The organism is Mycobacterium sp. IDR2000157661 (genome assembly GCF_022317005.1).
GTDB lineage: Bacteria > Actinomycetota > Actinomycetes > Mycobacteriales > Mycobacteriaceae > Mycobacterium.
Window position 1 is genome coordinate 3,047,871 of record NZ_CP081006.1, and the last position, 21,390, is coordinate 3,069,260.

20 protein-coding genes are annotated in these 21,390 nt (G+C 67.1%); 14 read left to right on the top strand and 6 right to left on the bottom strand.

Going from position 1 to position 21,390, the window contains the following annotated elements; genetic code table 11:
• Nucleotide 1 precedes the first annotated feature (1 nt).
• From K3G64_RS16040 to K3G64_RS16095, 12 genes are all read left to right on the top strand, one after another.
• Nucleotides 2-592, top strand: coding sequence for an NADPH-dependent FMN reductase (locus K3G64_RS16040; protein WP_238885681.1), 591 nt, complete (start codon nucleotides 2-4; stop codon nucleotides 590-592).
• Nucleotides 589-1,425 (top strand): alpha/beta fold hydrolase, encoded by an 837-nt coding sequence (locus tag K3G64_RS16045; RefSeq protein WP_238885682.1) that lies wholly within the window; start codon nucleotides 589-591, stop codon nucleotides 1,423-1,425. The genes K3G64_RS16040 and K3G64_RS16045 overlap by 4 nt, the downstream gene beginning before the upstream one ends.
• Complete coding sequence (locus tag K3G64_RS16050; RefSeq protein ID WP_238885683.1) at nucleotides 1,422-2,255, top strand: SDR family NAD(P)-dependent oxidoreductase; 834 nt, start codon at nucleotides 1,422-1,424, stop codon at nucleotides 2,253-2,255. The genes K3G64_RS16045 and K3G64_RS16050 overlap by 4 nt, the downstream gene beginning before the upstream one ends.
• Complete coding sequence (locus tag K3G64_RS16055; RefSeq protein WP_238885684.1) at nucleotides 2,252-2,962, top strand: TetR/AcrR family transcriptional regulator; 711 nt, start codon at nucleotides 2,252-2,254, stop codon at nucleotides 2,960-2,962. Before K3G64_RS16050 ends, K3G64_RS16055 begins: the two co-directional genes overlap by 4 nt.
• Entirely contained in the window at nucleotides 2,959-3,153 is a 195-nt protein-coding gene (locus tag K3G64_RS16060; RefSeq protein WP_238885685.1) for a ferredoxin, read from the top strand. Before K3G64_RS16055 ends, K3G64_RS16060 begins: the two co-directional genes overlap by 4 nt.
• A gap of 11 nt (nucleotides 3,154-3,164) precedes the next feature.
• Entirely contained in the window at nucleotides 3,165-4,406 is a 1,242-nt protein-coding gene (locus K3G64_RS16065) for a cytochrome P450 (protein ID WP_238885686.1), read from the top strand.
• Nucleotides 4,407-4,448: 42 nt separating this feature from the next.
• Nucleotides 4,449-5,645, top strand: coding sequence for an amidohydrolase family protein (locus K3G64_RS16070; RefSeq protein ID WP_238885687.1), 1,197 nt, complete (start codon nucleotides 4,449-4,451; stop codon nucleotides 5,643-5,645).
• Between the two features lie 71 nt (nucleotides 5,646-5,716).
• Nucleotides 5,717-6,907, top strand: coding sequence for a M24 family metallopeptidase (locus tag K3G64_RS16075; RefSeq protein ID WP_238950724.1), 1,191 nt, complete (start codon nucleotides 5,717-5,719; stop codon nucleotides 6,905-6,907).
• Nucleotides 6,904-8,046, top strand: coding sequence for a M24 family metallopeptidase (locus K3G64_RS16080; protein WP_238885689.1), 1,143 nt, complete (start codon nucleotides 6,904-6,906; stop codon nucleotides 8,044-8,046). Before K3G64_RS16075 ends, K3G64_RS16080 begins: the two co-directional genes overlap by 4 nt.
• 3 nt (nucleotides 8,047-8,049) lie before the next feature.
• A complete protein-coding gene (locus K3G64_RS16085; RefSeq protein WP_238885690.1) occupies nucleotides 8,050-9,012 on the top strand; it encodes an enoyl-CoA hydratase/isomerase family protein in 963 nt (320 codons plus the stop codon).
• Nucleotides 9,005-11,413 (top strand): CaiB/BaiF CoA-transferase family protein, encoded by a 2,409-nt coding sequence (locus tag K3G64_RS16090; RefSeq protein WP_238885691.1) that lies wholly within the window; start codon nucleotides 9,005-9,007, stop codon nucleotides 11,411-11,413. The genes K3G64_RS16085 and K3G64_RS16090 overlap by 8 nt, the downstream gene beginning before the upstream one ends.
• A gap of 8 nt (nucleotides 11,414-11,421) precedes the next feature.
• Nucleotides 11,422-12,234 (top strand): SDR family NAD(P)-dependent oxidoreductase, encoded by an 813-nt coding sequence (locus K3G64_RS16095; protein ID WP_238885694.1) that lies wholly within the window; start codon nucleotides 11,422-11,424, stop codon nucleotides 12,232-12,234.
• Here the strand turns inward: K3G64_RS16095 and K3G64_RS16100 are convergent.
• Together K3G64_RS16100 and K3G64_RS16105 are read right to left on the bottom strand one after the other, a co-directional pair.
• A complete protein-coding gene (locus K3G64_RS16100) occupies nucleotides 12,228-13,070 on the bottom strand; it encodes an SDR family NAD(P)-dependent oxidoreductase (RefSeq protein WP_370646957.1) in 843 nt (280 codons plus the stop codon). The two genes, K3G64_RS16095 and K3G64_RS16100, sit on opposite strands and share 7 nt — an antisense overlap.
• 18 nt (nucleotides 13,071-13,088) lie before the next feature.
• On the bottom strand, nucleotides 13,089-14,165 hold the full coding sequence (locus K3G64_RS16105) for an NAD-dependent epimerase/dehydratase family protein (protein WP_238885697.1): 1,077 nt from the start codon (nucleotides 14,163-14,165) through the stop codon (nucleotides 13,089-13,091).
• Between the two features lie 92 nt (nucleotides 14,166-14,257).
• Between K3G64_RS16105 and K3G64_RS16110 the strand changes: the two genes are divergently transcribed.
• Nucleotides 14,258-15,061 carry a lysophospholipid acyltransferase family protein gene (locus K3G64_RS16110; protein ID WP_238885699.1) on the top strand — a complete coding sequence of 268 codons (804 nt, stop codon included), beginning with the start codon at nucleotides 14,258-14,260 and terminating at the stop codon, nucleotides 15,059-15,061.
• 5 nt (nucleotides 15,062-15,066) lie between these two features.
• Nucleotides 15,067-16,674, top strand: coding sequence for an acyl-CoA ligase FadD12 (gene fadD12 / locus K3G64_RS16115; protein ID WP_238885701.1), 1,608 nt, complete (start codon nucleotides 15,067-15,069; stop codon nucleotides 16,672-16,674).
• On the opposite strand, the gene K3G64_RS16120 is transcribed toward fadD12, so the two are convergent.
• The 4 genes from K3G64_RS16120 to K3G64_RS16135 form a co-directional block, all read right to left on the bottom strand.
• The gene (locus tag K3G64_RS16120; RefSeq protein ID WP_238885702.1) at nucleotides 16,671-18,116 is read right to left on the bottom strand and encodes a WS/DGAT/MGAT family O-acyltransferase; all 1,446 of its coding nucleotides are present in this window, start codon (nucleotides 18,114-18,116) and stop codon (nucleotides 16,671-16,673) included. The two genes, fadD12 and K3G64_RS16120, sit on opposite strands and share 4 nt — an antisense overlap.
• Before the next feature lie 74 nt (nucleotides 18,117-18,190).
• Nucleotides 18,191-19,270 carry an ecdysteroid 22-kinase family protein gene (locus K3G64_RS16125; protein WP_238885704.1) on the bottom strand — a complete coding sequence of 360 codons (1,080 nt, stop codon included), beginning with the start codon at nucleotides 19,268-19,270 and terminating at the stop codon, nucleotides 18,191-18,193.
• Between the two features lie 7 nt (nucleotides 19,271-19,277).
• Complete coding sequence (locus tag K3G64_RS16130) at nucleotides 19,278-20,114, bottom strand: mycofactocin-coupled SDR family oxidoreductase (protein WP_238885706.1); 837 nt, start codon at nucleotides 20,112-20,114, stop codon at nucleotides 19,278-19,280.
• Nucleotides 20,115-20,146: 32 nt separating this feature from the next.
• The gene (locus K3G64_RS16135) at nucleotides 20,147-21,274 is read right to left on the bottom strand and encodes a cytochrome P450 (RefSeq protein ID WP_370647208.1); all 1,128 of its coding nucleotides are present in this window, start codon (nucleotides 21,272-21,274) and stop codon (nucleotides 20,147-20,149) included.
• Between the last annotated feature and the right edge of the window lie 116 nt (nucleotides 21,275-21,390).

The following is a 21,390-nucleotide window of genomic DNA, read 5'->3' on the forward strand; positions in this document are numbered from 1 at the left end:
GATGACGGTAAGAACGACAACGGGCGGCGGACCGCTGGTGGTCGGTCTCGGCGGCACACTGCGCGCCAACTCCTCGACCGAACGCGCGCTGCGCCATTGCCTTTCGGCGGTCGAGCGCCAGGGCGGGCGCACCCGTTTCTTCAGCGGACCCGAGCTGGACTTGCCCATGTACGCTCCTCACGAACTCTCACGCACACCCAAGGCACTCGAACTGGTCGGCGCGCTGCGCGATGCCGACGCCGTCGTCGTCGGATCCCCCGGCTACCACGGGGCCATTTCGGGTCTGGTGAAGAACGCACTCGACTACATCGAGGACCTGCGCGAAGACCCGCGCGTCTACCTCGACAACACGCCGTGGGGATGCATCAGCTGTGCCTACGGCTGGCAAGCGGCGGTCGGCACGCTCGGGCAGTTGCGGTCGATCGGACACGCGCTTCGCGCCTGGCCGACACCGCTGGGCGTGGCGATCAACTCGGCCGACAAGATCTGGGACGAGGCGGGCGAGCTCGTCGACACCACCACCCGCAACCAACTCGACTTACTGGCCAACCAGCTGCTCACCTTCGCCCGGACCGCCTGGGAAACAGCGTGACGCAGCGCAAGACCGTTCTCGTCGACGGGCTCACGACCGGATACCTGGAAGCCGGACACGGCGATCCGGTGGTGCTGTTGCACGGCGGTGAGTTCGGCGCGAGCGCCGAGATCGGCTGGGAGCGCACCATCGGCGCCCTGGCCGAACGGCACCGCGTGCTGGCCCTCGACATGCTCGGCTTCGGTGAGTCCGCCAAGGTGGTCGACTTCAACGACGGCCGGGGTATGCGGATCCGGCACATCGCGCGGTTCTGCGAGGTGCTCGGCATTCGAACCGCCCACTTCGTCGGCAACTCCATGGGCGCGGTCAACATGTTCGTCGACGCCACGTCCACCTCGCCCCTGCTGCCGGTGCGCAGCATGGTGACGATCTGCGGCGGCGGCGAGATCCAACGCAACGAGTACTCGGCGGCCCTCTATGACTACGACGCGACGTTCGAGGGCATGCGAAGGATCGTCGAGGCGCTGTTCTTCGACCCCGCCTATCCGGCCGACGAGGCGTACGTGCAGCGACGCTACGAAGCCAGCATCGCCCCTGGCGCATGGGAAGCGTTGGCCGCGGCGCGGTTTCGGCGGCCCGGCTTGGACGCGCCGCCGTTGCCGTCGAGCAATCGCGCCTATGAGCGCATCGGCGTGCCGACGCTGGTCGTCGAGGGCGGCGGCGACAAACTGCTGCCTGCCGGTTGGGCGGCCGAGATCGCGGCGAAGATCCCGGCCGGGTGTTCAGCCGTCATCGAGGACGCGGGTCACTGCCCGCAGATCGAACAACCCGCGGTGACCAACGACCTACTGCTGGACTTCCTGGCGGACGTGCACGAAGGAGTTCCGACATGACGGGTGAACTCGAGGGCAAAGTCGCCGTCGTGACCGGTGGGGCATCGGGGTTGGGCGAGGGCCTCGTTCGCCGGTTCCACGCCGAAGGGGCCAGGGTGCTCTTCGGCGACATCGACGCCGAACGAGGCGCGAAGCTCGCCACCGATCTCGGCGCGAACGCCCGGTTCATCGAATCCGACGTGTCGCAGATCGAGCAGGTCGGTCAGCTCGTGTCGACGGCCGTCGAGGACTTCGGCGGGCTTCATGTCATGGTCAACAACGCTGGGGTATCGGGGAAGATGTTCTTGAAGTTCCTCGAGGACGACCTCGCCGACTTCCATCAGGTGATGGCTGTCAACGTCCTCGCCGTGATGGCCGGCACCCGCGACGCCGCCCGGCACATGGCCGAACACGGCGGCGGGTCGATCATCAACCTCACGTCGATCGGCGGGATCCAGGCCGGCGGCGGCGTCATGACCTACCGGGCGTCGAAGGCCGCGGTCATCCAGTTCACCAAGTCCGCGGCGATCGACCTGGCGCACTACGAGATCCGGGTCAACGCCATCGCCCCGGGCAACATCCGCACGGCGATCGTGCGCAAGTCCGCGACCGGCGAGGACCTGCAACGGCTCGAGGAGTTCGAAGAGAAGATCCGCGCGCAGATGCGCAACGACCGACCTTTGAAACGCGAAGGCACCGTCGACGACGTCGCCGAGGCCGCGCTCTACTTCGCCGGCGGCCGGTCGCGTTACGTCACCGGGACGGTACTGCCCATCGACGGTGGCACATCGGCGGGCAAGGTCATCGCGCACGCGAGGAGCAAGGAAGACGTCCGTAAGCCGAACAGATGAAGTGTTTAAATCAGTCGCTTGACTTAACCCACGTGCGGCGGTTGACTGAGGCGGTGACCACCGCCAGAAGTGTGCGCACCGAGCGCGCGAGCATCACGCGCGAAGCGATCCTGGCCGCGGCCGAGCGTCTGTTCGCCGAGCACGGCGTCTACGCGGTGTCGAACCGCCAGGTCAGCGAGGCCGCCGGGCAGGGCAACAACGCCGCGGTCGGCTACCACTTCGGCACCAAGGCCGACCTGGTGCGGGCGATCGAGCAGAAGCACCGAGTGTCGACCGAGCGCCTCTTGTCGCGAATGGTGGCCGAGATCGGCGACTCGACCGATCTGCGGGACTGGGTCGGGTGCCTGGTGTGCTCACTGACCGAACACCTCGCCCAGCTCGGCAACCCCACCTGGTATGCGCGCTTCGCCGCGCAGGCGCTGGCCGATCCCGAGTATCACAAGATCGTCGTCAAGGGTGCGCTGGAATCACCGTCGGTGAAGCGCGTCGTCGACGGCATCACCCGGTGCCTGCCCGACCTGCCGCCAGAGGTGGTCACCGAGCGCAACATCATGGCGCGCAACCTGATGGTGCACACGTGCGCCGATTTCGAACGGGCCTTCGCCGGCGGTTCGGCCATGCCGAGGACGAGCTGGACCGCGGTGGGCACCAGCCTGATCGACGCGATCGTCGGGATGTGGCGCGCGCCCGTGACGGAGCACCCGTGAAAGTGACAGTCGACCAAGACAAGTGCGTGTCCTCCGGGCAGTGCGTGCTCAACGCTGCCGACGTGTTCGATCAACGTGACGACGACGGCGTCGTCGTCCTGCTCGACGACCGCCCGGCGAATGGCCGTGCCGACGACGCCCGCAAGGCGGCCGCGGCCTGCCCCGCGCTCGCCATCCACATCGAGGAATGAGAAAGAGACACATGTCCGACACTCTGACCACCGGTGCCGCCGACGTAGCCGCCGACATCCCCGAGTACCCGATGGAGCGCGACGCCCGTTGCCCGTTCGCCCCGCCGCCGCAGATGCTCAAGATGGGCGAGGCGAAACCGCTGTCGCGCGTTCGAATCTGGAACGGCACCACCCCGTGGCTGATCACCGGCCATGCGGTGGCCAGGGAATTGTTCGCCGACTCCCGGGTCAGCGTCGACGACCGGCGCGACGGTTTCCCGCACTGGAACGAGCACATGCTCTCCACCGTCCACAAGCGGCCGCGGTCGGTGTTCACCTCCGATGCCGAGGAGCACACCCGGTTCCGGCGGATGCTGTCCAAGCCGTTCACCTTCAAACGCGTCGAGGGGCTGCGGCCGGCGATCCAGCAGGTGACCGACGAGTGCATCGACGAGATCTTGGCAGGCCCGCAACCGGCCGACATCGTGACGAAGCTGGCGCTGCCGGTTCCGACACGGGTCATCAGCGAAATGCTCGGTGTGCCTTACGAGGACCATGAGTTCTTCCAGGAGCATGCCAATGCCGGGCTGGCGCGCTTCGCGGCGGCGGACGCCATGCAGAAGGGCGCGATGAGCCTGCATCAATACCTCATCGACCTCGTCGAGGAGAAGCGGGCCAATCCGGCAGAGGATGCGGTGTCCGACCTCGCCGAGCGCGTCAACGCCGGCGAGATCAGCGTCAAAGAGGCCGCACAGCTGGGCACCGGACTGCTGATCGCGGGCCATGAAACCACCGCCAACATGATCGGCATCGGCGTGTGCGCCCTGTTGGAGAATCCCGAACAGGCCGCGGCGCTGCGAGATTCCGACGATCCGAAGTTCGTCGCGAACGCGGTCGAAGAGCTGATGCGCTACCTGTCGATCATCCAGAACGGCCAGCGCCGCGTCGCGGCCGAGGACATCGAGATCGCCGGCGAGACCATCCGGGCGGGGGAGGGCATCATCCTCGACCTCGCGCCCGCGAACTGGGACGCGACCACCTACCCCGAGCCCGACAGGCTCGACCTGCACCGGGACGCCGGACAACAGCTCGGCTTCGGCTACGGGCGCCATCAGTGCGTCGGTCAGCAGCTGGCGCGTGCCGAGCTGCAGATCGTGTTCCACACCCTGCTCAAGCGCATCCCCACGCTGCGTCTCGCGGTGCCGATCGAGGACGTGCCGTTCAAACACGACCGCCTCGCGTACGGCGTCTACGAACTTCCGGTGGCCTGGTAACCACTGAAAACTCTGCCTCACAGCCCGATTGGAGTGTCACCGATGTCAGCACCGACTTCATCATCTCCCGCCCGCCCCCCGGCCACCCTCTATCCGCCCGAAGGCTTCGGCGCGCCGAAGAACCGCCAAGGCCACGCCGCAGAGGAAGGGTTGACCGGACTTCCCCCGGGCACCGAGATCTTCTCCGCCGACAACCACATCTCGGTCGCCGAGGACATCTTCTACGAACGCTTCCCCGAGGAACTCAAGGGCGCCGCACCGCGGATCTGGTACGAGGACGGCGCCTACATGGTCGGCATGAAAGGCAAGGCCTGGACCGGCGGCGACTTCGGCCGCGTGCTCATGCAGTACGACGACCTCGCCGGGGCGGCGACCAACAACATCGAGGCCCGTATCCGGGAACTCAAGGAAGACGGTATCGACAAGGAACTGGCGTTCCCCAACGCCGTGCTGGCCTTATTCCACTACCCGGACAAGGCGTTGCGCGAACGCGTATTTCGGATCTACAACGAGCACATCGCCGATCTGCAGGAGCGCTCGAAGGGCCACTTCTACGGCGTCGGGCTGATCAACTGGTGGGACCCCGCCGGTACCCGAGCCACTCTCGCCGAACTGAAGTCATTGGGTCTGAAGACCTTCCTCCTACCGTTGAACCCCGGCAAGGACGACGACGGCAACATCTACGACTACGGCAGCACCGACATGGACCCGGTGTGGGACGAGATCGAGGACGCGGGGCTGCCGGTCAGCCACCACATCGGTGAGACGCCGCCCAAGACGCCATGTCAGCACAACAGCGTGGTCGTCGGCATGATGGTCAACGTCGACTCGTTCCGCGAGCAGTTCGCCAAGTACGTGTTCTCCGGCATCCTCGACCGGCACCCGTCACTGAAGATCGGTTGGTTCGAAGGCGGGATCGCCTGGGTGCCGACCGCCCTGCAGGACGCCGAACACATGCTCGCCTCCTACCGGCACATGTTCAACCATGAGCTGGAGCACCCGGTGCGCCACTACTGGGACCACCACATGAGCGCATCGTTCATGATCGATCCGCTCGGCCTCGAGCTCATCGACAAGATCGGTGTCGACAACGTGATGTGGTCATCGGACTACCCGCACAACGAATCGACGTTCGGCTACTCGGAGAAGTCGCTGAAGACCGTCGTCGATGCGGTGGGCCCGGAGGCCGCGACCAGGATCGTCAGCACGAACGTCAAGAATTTCCTGGGCATCTCGTGACTGTTCTCTCTCCGGGCTCGGTGCCGGTTCCGGCCTCGCTCAACATTCCGGACGTGCCCGACCGGGCCCGGATGTATCGCGAGTGCGGTGCGCGGCTGCGCGACTCGATGCGCGACAAGGGTGTCGATGCTCTGGTGCTGCTCGGGAACGGGAACGTGGTGTACGCCACGGGAGTCAGTTGGCCACTGCTCGACGCGGGCCTGTCCCACGTGGAACGGCCGGTTGCCGTCGTGCTCGCCGAGGACCCGCACCCGCATCTGTTCATGCCGCTGCGGGAGGGCTCGAGCGCGAGATCCGAAGTGCCTGCAGACCACGTGTACGGCCCGCTGTACCTCGAATTCGACGAGGGCGTTTTCCGGTTGGCCGACATATTGGCCGATCTGGTGCCCGCCAACGGCGTCGTCGCGGTCGACGAGTTGACCGGTGCCATGCGCCGAGCGTCGGCCAGACTGTTCCTCACCGGCCCGCCCTCGGATGCCGCGCAGGTGGTGGGCCTGGCCAAACTGGTGAAGACCGTCGATCAGATCTCCTGCGTGCGCACGGCCTGCCGCATCACCGAGGAAGCGATGGTCGACGTGCAGGATGCACTCGCGCCCGGGGTGCGTCAGGTCGACCTGTCGGCCCAGTTCGTGCGCCGCGCTTTCGAATTGGGTGCGACGGCCAACATGCTGGAAGCCATCTGGCAGGTGATGCCCACGACGAAGACCAGCGGCAAGGTCTGGACCACCACCGGTGACCTGGCGCTGCCGCTGCTCACCACCGAACGTGAACTCGCCGCCGGGGATGTGCTGTGGACCGACGTGAGCATCACGTTCGAGGGCTACTGCTCAGACTTCGGCCGCACCTGGTTGGTCGGCGCTGAGCCGTCCGACCGCCAGCAGGCGCAGTTCGACCGGTGGCGGGAGATCCTCGCGGCGGTGCTCTCCGTCACGAAGGCCGGTGCGACCAGCGGGGACCTGGCCCGCGCCGCGATCGCCGCCAACGGCGGGGCTAAGCCCTGGCTGCCGCACTTCTACCTGGGACACGGTATCGGCACCAACGCCGCCGAAATGCCCATGATAGGCACCGATCTCGGCGAGGAGTTCGACGACAACTTCGTGTTCCCGGCGGGGATGCTGCTGGTGCTCGAGCCTGTGGTGTGGGAGGACGGCACGGGCGGTTACCGCAGCGAGGAGATCGTGGTCGTCACCGACGACGGTTGCCAGCCCATCACCGACTACCCCTACGCCCCCTACGGACAGGATCGGATCGGCCCCGAATGAGCACCGAGATACTTCCCGACGCAAGCGATCTGCGCAGGGGACGCCGAGAGCGCGCGTTGGCCGAGATGGAAGCCAACGACATCGACATCATGGTGCTGGGCCGCCAGGCCAACGTCCGCTATGTGACCGGCGCCCCGCAGTTGTGGGTGGCGGGTACCCGGCCGTTCGGGCCGATCTGCGAGGTGATCCGGTCGACCGGTCAGATCTACCTCAACAGCACCTGGGACGAGGGTATCCCGGACGAGATCTCACACGACCACCTCTACGGGTTGGCATGGAATCCGATGACGCTGGTCGACGTGCTGAAGGCGCTTCCGGGGGCAGCGACCGCCACGCGGGTCGGAACCGATTCGCTCACTCCGACATTCGCGCAGCTGTTGCCGATCGCGTTCCCGGGCGCCGAGATCGTCGACGCCGAACCCGCACTGCGGGCGGCGCGCCGCATCAAGACGGCCGACGAGATCGCGGTGTTGCGCGGCGCGATCAGGGTCGCTGAGGCTGCGCTGGAATCGGCCCGCGCCGAACTGGCGCCCGGCACCACCGAGCAGTCGCTGACGGGCGCACTCATGCAGGCCATGGCGGCCGGCGGGGTGACCACACCCGCGACGCAGGACGGTGCCTGGGTGACGCCGAAGGACCACCCGTGGCGGCGGCATCGAACCGATGGGCGCATCGACAACGGTGACCTGGTCGCGTTCTCGGCGGGAGTGCTGGCCGACGGTTACCTCGGCGAGGTCGGCCGCACCTGGCCGGTCGGCGACGTCGAGGGCGCCGCGGTGCCCGAACTCTACGACCGGTGGAACCGGCTGTGGGACAACCTGATGGCCGCCTGCCGACCGGGAGCCACGGCCGACGGGCTGCTCTCCGCCTACGACACGGCCGGTGAGCCGCTGCCTGCGATGCCGGTCGCGCACGGCCTGGGCCTCGGCTACGACCCGCCCGTCGTGACGCCCGCGCTTCGGGTCACCGCCGCCGCGGAGATCCTCGAACCGGGGATGGTGCTCGCGGTCAGCGGCTATGTCTGGCAGGAGGGTGTCGGCGCGGTCTTCGGCCGAGAGGTCGTGCACATCACCGCCGACGGAGCCGAGGTGCTGACCTCGAGCCCGTTCTGGAGTGGCGCCGGCGTCGGAATCGGTTGACCGGTGACGAGCTCTGCTAGCCGGCCCGCGCCCGAGGAGATCGTCCTCTACGAGAAGGACCCGGTGACCAAGATCGCGACGATCACGTTCAACCGGCCGGAGTACCTCAACGCACCCACGTCCGCCGCGCGGCTGCGGTACGCGGATCTGCTACGCGGCGCGACGGTCGACGACGACGTGAAGGTCGTGGTGATCCGCGGGGTGGGTGAGAACCTGGGCAGCGGAGCCGACCTGCCCGACTTCATGGCAGGCACCGAGCACGACCGGCTCGCCGAACTGCGCGTCGACGATCCCGACGTCAAGCACCCGCCAAAGGACTCCTTCCGCTACGGCGCCACCATGGGCCAGTGGTACGCCAACGTGGCGGCAGGCAATCGGGCGTTGCAGGAGCTGAAGAAGATCAGCATCGTCGAGGCCAAGGGGTACTGCTACGGCTGGCACTTCTACCAGTGCGCCGACGCCGATCTGGTGATCTCCTCCGACGACGCGCTTTTCGGCCATCCGTCGTTCCGCTACTACGGCTGGGGGCCGCGGATGTGGACGTGGGTGCTCACCATGGGACTGCGGCCGTTCCAGGAGATGGTGTTCACCGGTCGCCCGTTCACCGCCGACGAGATGAAGGCGTGCAACTTCCTCAACAAGGTGGTCCCCCGCGACCGGCTCGAAGACGAGGTCGCGAAGTACGCGCTGGCGTGCGCCCGGAACCGGCCCGTGGACACCGTATTTCAGCAGAAGATGTTCTTCGAGGTGGTCAAGCAGTTTCAGGGCGAGTACCTGGGCAGCCTGCTCTCGGCCATGTTCGAGTCGCTGGGTGGGACCGTCCGCGCCGACGAGGACGAATTCATGCTCGGTGACGCCATCGACGCCGGCCTGGCCGACGCCGTCAACGACAACGACGACAAGTTCCCGCCCGAGTTCCGATTGAGCAAGTCCAACCGGAAGCTGGCCGACGAGCACCATGGCTGATCTGCCCCTGAGCGGCTTCACCGTCGTCGACCTGTCCAGCGGCATCGCCGGCGCTTACTGCACCAAGCTGCTGGCCGACGGGGGCGCCGACGTCGTCAAAGTGGAGTCACCGCAAGGTGACCCGCTGCGGCGCTGGTCGGCGTCAGGATCCTTCGAAGGGGAGGGTGACGGTGCGCTGTTCAGCTTCCTGGCATGCTCGAAACACAGCGTTGTCGTCAATACCGACGACGCCGAACTGCTTCGCGAATTGCTGGGCGCCGCTGACGCGGTGGTGTGGTCGCGGGGCTCCGCGGTCGCCGAGACCGCGCAGTTCACCCCGGCCGCGCTGGCCGACGCGTATCCGCACCTGACGGTCACCGCCATCACGCCATTCGGTCTGGAGGGGCCGTGGGCGGACAAACCCGCCACCGAGTTCACGGTTCAGGCGTGGTCGGGCGGGGTGATCGGGCTGGGTCGTGGCGCACAGGACCGGCCCCCGTTGCACGTCGCGGGTCAGATCGGCGAATGGCTCACCGGCGCGTATGCGGCGGCTGGCACCATGGCGGTGTCGTCGGGGCTGGTCGACGTCTCGATGCTGGAAGCCGAAATACTCTGTCTGACTTACTATTCAGTGTCGTTCCACGATGTGCTGGGCAGGCCGTTCCGCGACCGGCGCCGACTCACCATCCCCGGGGTGGCGACGGCGGCCGACGGGCTGGTGGCGCTGGGCTGCGGTACCGCGCAGCAGTGGTTCGACCTGTGCGCGATGACCGGGCACGACGAGTGGATCGACGAAACCTCGGAGCTGTCGATCACCGAGCAGGCCAACATCCACGCCGAGGAAATCTATGCGTGGGTGCGCGAGAACGACGTCGCCGAGATCCTCGACCTGTCGAGCGCATTCCGTATCCCGAACGCGCCGGTCGGAAACGGCGCCACCGTCACGTCGTTCGACCAGTTCGTCGAGCGCTGTACCTTCGTCACCAATCCCCGCGACGGCTTCACCCAACCCGCGGCGCCCTACCGGACGAGCCCGCCGCTGACCCGCGATCCGCAACCCGCGCCCCGCCTCGGCGAGCACACCGAGCTGTATCGCCGAAATGGAATTCCCGGTCATGAAGGCGAGCGCTTGAGAGCCGGGAATTCCATTTCGGCGACACCGCCGTTCGAGGGGTTGCGGGTGCTCGACATGACGAGCTTCTGGGCCGGGCCGTCGTGCACCCACGCGCTGGCGCTGCTGGGCGCTGAGGTCATCCACGTCGAATCCACCGCGCGCCCCGACGGCACCCGACTGATCGCCGGCGTGCCGATCAGCGAAGACCGGTGGTGGGAGCGCTCGCCGATCTTCTCGGGTCTGAACACCAACAAGAAGAGCGTGACCCTCGACATCCGCTCCGAACCCGGCGTCGAACTCCTCCGCAGGCTCGTCGCGACATGTGACGTGATCGTGGAGAACTACACGCCGCGGGTGCTCGACCAGATCGGCCTGGACTTCGACGAAGTGCAGCGGTTGCGGCCCGACGTCATCATGATGCGCATGCCCGGATTCGGCCTCGACGGGCCGTGGCGCGACAAGCCGGCGTTCGCCTACGTCATCGAGGACGCATCCGGTATCACCTGGCTGACCGGTCATCCGGACCAGAACCCGGTCGAACCGTACTCGGTGGGCGATCCGAATGCCGGTGTCCACGGCCTCAATGCGCTGCTACTCGCGATCGCCCACCGCGAGCGCACCGGCAACGGGGTGCGCATTGAGGCGGCGATGGTCGAGGCTGCGCTGAACGTCGCCGCCGAGCAGGTCGTCGAGTACTCGGCCTACGGCGCCCTGCTGCAGCGCGACGGCAATCGCGGCCCTGCTGCGGCGCCGCAAAACCTCTACCGCACCAGCGAACCCGATGAGTTCGGCAGGCCCGACGACTGGGTGGCGATCGCGGTGGCCACCGACGACCAGTGGACGGCCCTGCTGGCGGTCCTCGGCGACCCGAAGTGGGTCACGGTCGAGATGGCGTCCAGTGCGGGTAGGCGGGCTCACCATGAGCTCATCGACGAACACCTGAGCCGCTGGTGCGCCGCCCGCTCCGGCGACGACGTCGTCGAAACGCTCTGGGCGGCGGGCGTCCCCGTGGCGAAGGTCATGCAGCCGCACCGCGTCGCCGACCTGCCGCAGCTGGTGTACCGCGGCTTCTACGAACCCGTCGAGCACCCGGTGAACCCGACCGCCCGCCACAGCACGGTACCCATGCGCATCAGCACCGGACCGTCACGATTCCATCGGACCCACGCTCCGCTGCTCGGTCAGCACAACCGCGAGGTGCTGCGCGGCTTGGGGGTGTCCGACGAGGAGATCGCCGATCTCGAGAACCGGGGGATCATCGGGACGGCGCCGGCGGGCTTGACCATCCGCACCACCAAGACTGGTTGACTCGACCGATGGCCATTGATCCATCCGACATCCTGCTCACCGGTCGTGTCGCGGTCGTCACCGGCGGGGGAGCCGGCATCGGCAAGGGCATCGCCGCGGGCCTCGCGGCCTTCGGCGCCTCGGTAGCGATCTGGGAGCGCGACACGAACACGTGCCGGTCGACCGCCGACAGCGTCGGTGCGCTGGGCCTGACCGTCGATGTCCGCGACACCGAGCAGGTCGACACGGCCCTCGAGCGCACCGTCGCCGAACTCGGCGAGGTCTCGATCCTGGTGAACAACGCCGGCGGCGTGTTCAATTCGCCGTTGCTGGATACCACCGAGAACGGCTGGGATGCGCTGTACAAGGCCAACCTGCGCCATGTGCTGTTGTGCACCCAGCGGGTGGCCCGGCGACTTGTGACCGCGGGGCGGCCCGGCAGCGTCATCAACGTGACGTCGATCGAGGGAGTCCGAGCGGCCCCGGGTTACGCGGCGTACGCGGCCGCGAAGGCGGGCGTCGTCAACTACACGCAGACCGCGGCATTCGAGCTGGCGCCGAACGACATTCGCGTCAACGCCATCGCTCCCGACCTCACGCTCACCGAGGGACTCATGCGGATGTCCGGCGGTACGCTGCGGGCCGACGCGGCCCCCGGCGTTCCGATGGGCCGCCCCGGTCACGTCGACGAGATCGCCGCCACCGCAGTGTTCCTCGCCTCCGACATGGCCGGCTACATCACCGGGCAGACGATCCACGTCGACGGGGGCACGCACGCCGCCGGCGGGTGGTACCACCACCCCGGAACCGGCAGGCCGACACTCGGCCCACCCGCTCAGTGAGTCCAGCCCGCGGCCGACTGCTCGTCGAAGGTGCGGTCGATGCGTTCGAAGCGGCGCCGGATCGAATCGCGCGACGCGCGGTGCGGCAGCACGTAGAGCCGGTTGGCCAGGATCGCCTCTGCGGTCAGCCGCGCCACATCGTCGACGTTGAGCACCGAATCGTCGGTCGGATTCGACGCCAACTGTTGCACGGTCTCGGCGGGCGACGGCGTGGGCGGGCCGTAGTCCTCGCTGCGGACCCGTTCGGTGTTTTCCAACAGGTTGGTCTCGACGATCATCGGGCACAGCACCGTCACGCCGATGCCGTTGCCGCGCACTTCGCGCGACAGCGTCTCGGCGAGCGCGACGACGCCGTACTTGGCCACGCAGTACGGACCCAGTCCGATGTTGGGGATCAGTCCGGCGAACGACGATGTGAAGGCGATGTGGCTGTCTGCCTCTTGTGCGATCAGGCGGGGCAGGAACGCCTCGACACCGTGGATGCAGCCCCACAGGTCGACGTCGATCACGAAGCGCCAGTCGTCGTGGCTGGCGTCAACGATCGGTCCGGCGTAGGCGATGCCCGCGTTGTTGAACACCAGGTGCACGTCGCCGAAGACGTCGAACGCCTCGTCGGCCAGCCGCTGCACGTCGTCGAGTCTGCGCACATCGCACACGACGCCGTGCGCGTCGACACCGCCGGCGCGCAGGTCGGCCACGGCGCGGTCGAGTGCCGCCGAGTCGATGTCGCTGAGCATGATCCGGGCCCCACGCCCGGCGAATTCCGTTGCCGCGGCGAACCCTATGCCGCTCGCGCCGCCGGTGATGACCGCCGCGCGGCCCATGAAACTGTCCACGCGGCGAACCCTATGCGGTCAGGGCAGCTCGCGGGGCTGATCCCACGCCGGCTCGCCCAACCGGGCGCGGATCGCGCCCCACGGGTCGGCGTAGGTGCCCGGCGCCTTCCAGTAGGCACCCCGACGTTTCAGCACCCCGCGCGCGAGCGGCGCCAACGGCCGCAGCAGGTAACGCTTGAACCCGAAGTTCGCCCGTAGCTCGGCCATCATGTCCGGCCACGCATGGTGCTGGAATTGCAGCGCCTCCTGGGCCCTGGTGGTGTCCATCCAGTCGGTGACGAACCAGTCCGAGTCGCTGCTCGGGTCCCCGGGACGCCCCTTCGGAATCGCCCCTGGAACGCCCAGCGCCTCCGACATCGCCGCTCCGACGTCACCCTGCCGATGCCGATGCGAATCGTCACCGGCGATCAACAGGATCTCGCCGGTGGCGTCGGCGGTGGTGGCCGCCGCGCATGCCCATGCGACGTCGCGTACGTCGACACTGTGCAACCGGCCGTCCGTGGGCAGAGCACTCTCGAACAGCAGCGCGTCGGCGGTCAACGGGAAGGCGGAGATGTCGGTGCCGAGCACGCCTCCGAATCGCAGCACCACCCATTCCAGGCGTGACGACCGCACGATCGCCTCCGCCTCCGCCTTGGTTCCGCTGTACAGATCGCATGGCCGCATCGGATCGTCGGCGCGCAGCGGCGGTCGGGTGGTGTGCGGGTTGCGAGGGCCGAAGACCGCATTGCTGGAGGCGTGCACGAAGCGCGGCCGGACGGTCTGCGCCTCGGCGATGCGCACCAACGTCGCGGTGGCATCGACATTTACCCGCCGCGCGAGCTTCTGACTCTGGTAGATCCGCGGCGGGATCACCGCGGCCAGGTGGATGATCGACTCGGGTGCGACGTCGGTGATCAGGCCCTGCACCTGCTCGGCATCCGTCAAGTCGGTCCACCGGATTGATACGCCGTCAGGCAACTTGTCGACAGACTTGCGGTTGGCGGGGGTGTCCAGGTCGGCTACGACGACGCTGCGGCCGAGCTCGGCCAAGCGGCGCACGGTGGCCGATCCCACTAAGCCGAAGCCGCCTGTGACGAGCACCGTCTCTGACATGCTTCTCCTATGCGAGTTGGGGCGATTATCACATTCTCCATTTAAGAGAGTAACGTATTCGCTGATCAGCGCGGACGGGCGAAGGGGTAGATGTGAGCGCCGACGAAGTCGACCCGGAGGCCCACAAGTGGGACCCGGCATTCACCCGGCAGATTAAGAACACCGTGGGGCCCCTTATCAAGGGGTACTTCCGCGCGGAGGTGCGCGACGTCGACCGCATTCCGGCGGCGGGCGGAGCGCTGGTGGTGTCGAATCACTCCGGCGGCATGTTCACGCCGGACGTGCTCATCTTCGCACCCGCCTTCTATGACGAGTTCGGATTCGACCGGCCCATCTACACCCTGGGCCACGACATGATCTTTGTCGGGCCCATCGGCGCCTTGTTGCGCCGAGCCGGTGTCATCGAGGCCAACCGGGAGAACGCCGCGAAAGCCCTGCGGTCCGGCGCGGTCGTGCTGGTGTTTCCCGGTGGTGATTACGACTCGTACCGGTCAACTTTCTCGGAGAACCTCATCGACTTCAGCGGGCGCACCGGTTACGTGCGGACCGCGATCGAGACCGGTGTGCCGATCGTGCCGATGGTGTCGATCGGCGGACAAGAAACCCAGCTGTTCCTCGCCCGTGGTGACTCGATCGCCCGGCGCCTCGGCCTCAAGCGGCTGCGCGCCGAGATCCTGCCGATCAGCGTCGGTTTCCCGTTCGGAGTGTCGGTATTCTTTCCACCCAACCTGCCGCTGCCTGCCAAGATCGTGACACGGGTGCTACCGCCGATCGATGTGGTCGAGCAGTTCGGTGAGGACCCCGACGTCAAGGAGGTCGATGCGCACGTGCGCACAGTGATGCAGGCCGCGCTCGACGAGCTGGCCGCCGAACGCCGCTTCCCGGTGCTGGGCTGACGACCATGGCCGACGTACTCGGACTCGTGCAGACACTGTGGCGGGCCCGCCTCATCGCACCGATGCGACCGGACAGGTACGTGCGGATGGGTGCCGCGATGCGCCGAGCGGGAATCACCGCGACGGTCGGCTTCGCCGCGGCCGCGCAGCGATGTCCTGACCGTCCCGGTCTGGTGGACGAGCGTGGCACCCTGACCTGGAAGCAGCTCGACGACCGGTGCGATGCCGTGGCCGCCGGTCTGCAGCAGCTGCCAGGCGGCGCGCCCAGCACCGTTGCGGTGATGTGCCGCAACCATCGCGGCTTCATCGAGGCGTTGGTCGCGGCCAACCGGATGGGCGCCGACGTGCTGCTGCTCAACACCTCGTTCGCGGGTCCGGCGCTCGCCGAAGTGGTCGACCGCGAAGGCGCCGACGCCGTCATCTACGACGAGGAGTTCACCGCGATCGTCGCGCGCGCGATGGACGACAAGCCAGCCGCCACCCGCATTCTGGCGTGGACCGACGGACCAGCCGACGGGCTCACTCTCGACCAGCTCATCGACGCCAACGTCGGCCGTCGGCCGGAGCCCGCCGAGCGCACGAGCAACATCATCCTGCTCACCTCCGGCACCACCGGAACCCCCAAGGGTGCCAAGCGCGGTGCAGGCAGCGGCGGCGCAGGTGACCTGAAGGCGGTGCTCGACCGCACGCCGTGGCGCGCCGAGGAGACGATCGTCATCGCCGCCCCGATGTTCCATGCCTGGGGCTTCTCGCAGCTGTTGTTCGCGGCGCTGCTGGCCTGCACGATCGTCACGCGACGCAAGTTCGATCCGGAAGCGACGCTGGACCTGATCGACCGCTACCAGGCGACCGGGCTGGCGGTGGTGCCGGTGATGTTCGACCGAATCATGGACCTTCCGGACGAGGTGCGGAATCGCTACAGCGGCAAGTCACTTCGATTCGCCACCGCCTCGGGGTCCCGGATGCGCCCTGATGTGGTGATCAAGTTCATGGACCAGTTCGGCGACGTGATCTACAACAACTACAACGCGACCGAAGCGGGGATGATCGCGACCGCCACGCCGGCGGACCTTCGGGCGGCGCCCGACACGGCGGGCACAGCGGCCGACGGCACCGAGATCCGCATCCTGGATGCGGACTTCACCGAGGTTCCCCGCGGTGAGACCGGACAGATATTCGTCCGCAGCGGAACCCTTTTCGAGGGGTACACCTCGGGCAAGACCAAGGACTTCCACGAGGGTTTCATGGCCTCGGGTGATATGGGGTACCTCGACGACGCCGGCCGGCTGTTCGTGGTGGGACGCGACGACGAGATGATCGTGTCGGGCGGGGAGAACGTCTACCCGCTCGAGGTCGAGAACACTCTGGTGGCGCACTCGGCTGTCGAGGAAGCCGTTGTCCTCGGCGTCGACGACGAGCAGTACGGCCAGCGCCTGGTGGCGTTCGTGGTGCTGGCCAAGGGCGGCACGGTCACCCCCGACGACCTCAAACAGTACGTACGCGACAATCTGGCCAATTACAAAGTGCCACGCCAGATCACGATCCTCGACGAGTTACCGCGCGGCAGCACCGGCAAGGTGTTGCGCAACGACCTGCTCGATCAGGTGACTTAAGTGGCGGAGGTGGCCGGGGCCATCGCCGTTCGAACGGTGGAGAGCGCGGGGAGGTTCGCCGCCTCGCGTATCTCGGTCAGGCCGTGGATCATCGCGTCCGTGGCCTCGTGGACGTCTTCGAAGGTCTGGTCGTCGGAGAGCACCGAGATGTCGACCTGATCGACGTAACTCCACACCGTCATGTTGAATGCGCTGCCCGGGGACAGCACGCCCACCGAGTAGATTTCGCTCACCTGCGCTCCGCCGATATGGCCTCGTTCTTTTGGGCCCGGCACGCTCGACACCGCGACATTCATCAGCCGGTTGTGCGCGGCGCGCTGACTCTGCCACCGAAGCAGTGTCGGTGTCAGCGGCGGTGGCAGGTACTCCATCAGCTGGCCCTGCAGCTTGGGACCGAGCAATTCGTAATCTTCCTTGGCGCGTGTCGTCGCCAGAGAGGTCAACCGGACCCGCTCGAGCGGGTCGTCGATGTGGACGGGCAGCGATACGGACAGGCCGCCGATCTCATTGCCGGTGACCCTGTCCGGTGACAGGTTGGTGCTCACCGGAACCGACGCCATCAGCGGGCGATCCGCGCGTCCGTCGTAGCGCAGCAGCAGTTCCCGCAGGCCGCCCGTCGCCGTGGCCAACACGATGTCGTTGAACGTCACCCCGAGGGCCTTGGCTGTCTGCTTGACTTCGGCCAGCGGCAGCGACGCCGTAGCGAACCTGCGGCCCGGTGACACCACGTGGTTGAGAAACGTCGGCGGGGTGTGGAACATCTTGGCCAGGTCCGGCAGGTCGCTGCGTTCCTTCGCGTGGCGGCGTAGCCGGGTGAAGCCCCGCACCGCATCCCGGGACAGCGCAGGCAGCGCCGCGATGTGGGCGGCGTGGTCGCGCATCGCGAATCTGAGGAGTTCGGACCTGGTCGGCGGACCACAGGTGGCATATTCGTCGCGCTCGTTCTGGGTGCCGTCGGCCAGATCCATCAGCCGTGCAAGGAGATTGGCCGACGCCACGCCGTCGGCCAGCGTGTGGTGAACCTTGCCGATGAGTGCGAAGCGGTCGTCGGCCATGCCCTCGGCGAAGTGGAACTCCCAGAGTGGTCGGCTGCGGTCCAGCGGCGTGCTGGCGATCTCACCGATTAACTCGTCGAGTTCGCGACGCCCACCGGGACTCGGTACCCGAACGCGGTGCAGGTGGTAGTCGAGGTCTACCGGGCAGTCCTCCAGCCACATCGGGTGGTGCAACTTCAGCGGGATGTCCACCAATCGGTAGCGCAGGGGATCCAGCAGATGCAGTCGGCGTGCCACTGTGCGGCGGAACACCTCGAAGTCGAACTCCCTGCCGTGCTGTGTGCGGTAGTCGGCAGCGTGGATGATTGCCACCTTCAACGTGTGCGTGTGCAGGTTCGGTGTCTCGCTGTAGAGCAGCATGGCGTCCATGCCGTTGAGTCGCTTCACATCCACCCCCTGCGCGCCGTTGGTATCGAGGGCTCTATCGAACCACCGGGACCGTCAAGATCGGGGGCTTTCGACTAAGTGATCGCCGCCAGCGCCGCTCGGGTGTCTAGGTCGATGAACGCCGCGGAATACCGCTGGGCCAACGCCAGGCAGATGTCGGCGCCCTGCCACGCGTCGCCGCCGGACAGCGTGGCCATCCAGATGGCCAGCCCGTGGGCGACCGATGCACGGTACCGCAGCCAGACCTCGTCGGCGGACGGCTTCTCGTCGGCGGGCAGGGCGAGCGCGCCGCGGTACTCCTCGAGCAGTTCCCGCTCGGCGCGGCGACGGTCCTCGATCGTCAGCGCGCCCTGCAGGAAGTACCCCAGATCCAGCGACCAGTTGCCGCGCCGCGCCATCTGCCAGTCGAGGAAGCCGACGTCGTCACCGGGCAGGACGTAGGTGTTGCCGATGTGCGGATCGCCGTGCAGCAAGGTCTGTGGTGACGCCGGGGATTTAGTCAGCGTCGCGATGTAGCGCGCCCAGATGTCGACGAACAAATCGGTGCCGTTCAGCGCGATGATCTCGGCAGCGACGGTGTTGCCGAGCCGCTGGTGGGCGATGTGCAGCGGTGCGTGCTCGAGCCCTTCGAACGCGACGAACGGCTCGAGCCAGTCCAGCGCCGGAGTCGCGGCCAGCCGGTGGCCCCAGAACCGGCCGTGCATCCGGGCGAGTCCGCGAACACCGTTGGCCACCTGCTCGATCGACATCGGCCGCGTGGCGTCGCGTGGGTCGGCGCCGCGGGCGACGACATCCTCCATGATCATCAGGAAATTGGCGCCCGGCTCGTCGATCAGCGCCGCGTAGACGGTCGGATGGTCGAGGGGTACCTCCACGCCCGAATTGAACAGTCGCGGCTCGTGGAACAGGCCGCTGGTGAGCGCCACCAGTTCGGCGTGCTCGGGGTCGACCGCCTTGGCGAACACCGCCGTCGGCCCTGACCCCGCCGAGTACCGCAGCGCCAACCGGGCGCGCCGATTGGTGCCGTCGTCGCGCGAGGCGACGGTGACACTGTCGACCGTGGCGCCCGGAAAGTGCCCGGCGAGCGCCGCGGTCATCCAGCTCGGCGTGATTTCCTCCCAGCTACGGGGAAGGGACAACTCCGCTGCGGTCACGGGTGCGTCACTTCAGGCAGCTGCCGCCGTCGACGGGCAGCGTCACACCGGTGATGTAGCGGCTTTCGTCGGAAGCCAGGAACAACACGGCGTTGGCGATGTCCTCGGGCTCGACCCACCCGATCGGCAGCGTGTGCATCATCTGGCCGACCACCTTCATGTCATCGGGACCCGGGTTCTCGAGATCGGGACGGAACAGCTTCATGGTGCCCTCGTTCATGAACAGCGGGGTGTTCACGTTGGTCGGGTGCACGGAGTTGACGCGGATGTTCTGGGCGCCGAGTTCGACGGCGAACGTCCGCATCAGACCGACGACGCCGTGCTTGGCGGCGACGTAGTGGCCGGTGTGCGGGTATGCCTTGAGGCCGCCGACCGAACTGGTCAGGATGATCGAGCCGCCGCGGCCGCCGGCCAGCATGTGGGGCACACCAGCTTTCACGGTCTTCCACACACCGCCGAGGTTGACGTCGATCATGTCGGTCCAGTCGCCCTCGCTGGTCTTGTCCAACGTTTCACCGCCATTGCCGATGCCGGCGTTGGCGACGATGATGTCGAGCCGACCCAGCTGTTCGACACCGGTGTCGACGGCGGCCTTCAGCGCGTCGAAGTCGCGCGTGTCGACCTCGGCGGTGTAGATGCGGCGATTGTGGCCCTTGACCAGATCTGCGGTTTCTGCCAGATCCTCGGGCGTCGACAACGGAATTCGCACGCTGTCGATCTGTCGACAGATGTCGACAGCGATGATGTCGGCACCCTCCTGCGCCAGCCGCACCGCGTGCGCGCGGCCCTGGCCGCGGGCGGCGCCGGTGATGAAAGCGACCTTGCCTTCTACACGTCCAGTCATTGGTTTCCTCAATTCTTCGTTCTTGCAGGGGATCACAGAAGATTGGCGGGCATCGACTCCCAGCCGCGAACGGTTGAGGTCGGCGACAGCTTTGCGTTGGCCAGATCGACGTCCCAGTCAGGGAAGCGCTTGAGGATTTCCTCCAAGGCGATGCGGCCCTCGAGCCGCGCGAGGGCGGAACCGAGGCAGTAGTGGGTGCCGACGCTGAATGCCAAGTGTTGACGACTCTTTCGATGGATGTCGAACGCGTCACCGTCCGGGGGGAATTGGCGGTGGTCGCGGACAGCGGCGCCGATCAACATCATCATCACGCTGCCCTCTGGCACCGTCCTACCGTAGAGCTCGACATCGCGGGTGGCGTATCGGGCCACATGCGGGGCGGGCGGCTCGAACCGCAGCAACTCCTCGATCGCCTGGGGGACCAGCGCGGGATTGTTCGCGAGTTCACGGCGCTGTGCCGGGTGTTCGGCAAGTACCTTGCCTGCCCAGCCGATCAGTCGGGTCGTCGTCTCGTTACCCGCGCCGGCCACCACGTTGAGGTACGTCAGCAGTTCCTGGCGAGTCAGGCGACGGGTGACACCGGTCTCGTCCACGAATTCCGCGTTCAACAGCTCGGTCATGATGTCATCGGACGGGTGGTCGATCCGCCAGTCGATGTAGGCCTCGAAGAGCTCGCCGACGGCGAACTCGGTTCCCGCTTTCATGGGTTTGCCGGCCTCTGTGCGCAGTTGGTCGTTCGCGTGGTCGCGGATCGTCTCTTGATCGTCCGCCGGGATGCCCAACAGCGCGCTGATCACCTTCATCGGCATCTGGGCGCCGAGGTCGGCGACGAAGTCGAATTGATTAGCGCCGATCAGCGGGTCCAGACTCTGTGCGCAGTACTCGCGGATGATCGGTTCGAGAGCGTGGATCTTGCGGGGGGTGAACATTTGGGCGAGCAGCTTGCGGTGGATGTCATGAATCGGCGGGTCCTCGAAAATGACTGTGCCGGGAGGCATCTCCAGGTTCGCCTTGATCAGTTCGAGAATCGCGCCCCGGGCCGAACTGAATGTCTCCCAATCGACCAGGGCCTTGTTGACATCGGCGAAGCGGCTGACCGCGTAGAAGTCGTGTTGCTCGTTGTAGTACAGCGGCTGCTCCTCACGGAGCCGCCGAAACATCGGGTAAGGATCGGCGTTCAGCTCGACGTCGTACGGATCGAAGTAGACGGCGTCAATGGCCGGGCGGTGCTCAGCACTGATCGTCACGGGTCGCCTCTCGCCAGACCGGGGTCGCG

Bases quoted from the DNA above. Each gene is read 5' to 3' on its own strand.
- K3G64_RS16040 (WP_238885681.1), top strand. From the start codon at position 2: ATGACGGTAAGAACGACAACGGGCGGCGGACCGCTGGTGGTCGGTCTC.
- K3G64_RS16050 (WP_238885683.1), top strand. From the start codon at position 1,422: ATGACGGGTGAACTCGAGGGCAAAGTCGCCGTCGTGACCGGTGGGGCA.
- K3G64_RS16055 (WP_238885684.1), top strand. From the start codon at position 2,252: ATGAAGTGTTTAAATCAGTCGCTTGACTTAACCCACGTGCGGCGGTTG.
- K3G64_RS16065 (WP_238885686.1), top strand. From the start codon at position 3,165: ATGTCCGACACTCTGACCACCGGTGCCGCCGACGTAGCCGCCGACATC.
- K3G64_RS16070 (WP_238885687.1), top strand. From the start codon at position 4,449: ATGTCAGCACCGACTTCATCATCTCCCGCCCGCCCCCCGGCCACCCTC.
- K3G64_RS16075 (WP_238950724.1), top strand. From the start codon at position 5,717: ATGTATCGCGAGTGCGGTGCGCGGCTGCGCGACTCGATGCGCGACAAG.
- K3G64_RS16080 (WP_238885689.1), top strand. From the start codon at position 6,904: ATGAGCACCGAGATACTTCCCGACGCAAGCGATCTGCGCAGGGGACGC.
- K3G64_RS16090 (WP_238885691.1), top strand. From the start codon at position 9,005: ATGGCTGATCTGCCCCTGAGCGGCTTCACCGTCGTCGACCTGTCCAGC.
- K3G64_RS16095 (WP_238885694.1), top strand. From the start codon at position 11,422: ATGGCCATTGATCCATCCGACATCCTGCTCACCGGTCGTGTCGCGGTC.
- K3G64_RS16105 (WP_238885697.1), bottom strand. From the start codon at position 14,165: ATGTCAGAGACGGTGCTCGTCACAGGCGGCTTCGGCTTAGTGGGATCG.
- fadD12 (WP_238885701.1), top strand. From the start codon at position 15,067: ATGGCCGACGTACTCGGACTCGTGCAGACACTGTGGCGGGCCCGCCTC.
- K3G64_RS16130 (WP_238885706.1), bottom strand. From the start codon at position 20,114: ATGACTGGACGTGTAGAAGGCAAGGTCGCTTTCATCACCGGCGCCGCC.
- K3G64_RS16135 (WP_370647208.1), bottom strand. From the start codon at position 21,274: ATGTTTCGGCGGCTCCGTGAGGAGCAGCCGCTGTACTACAACGAGCAA.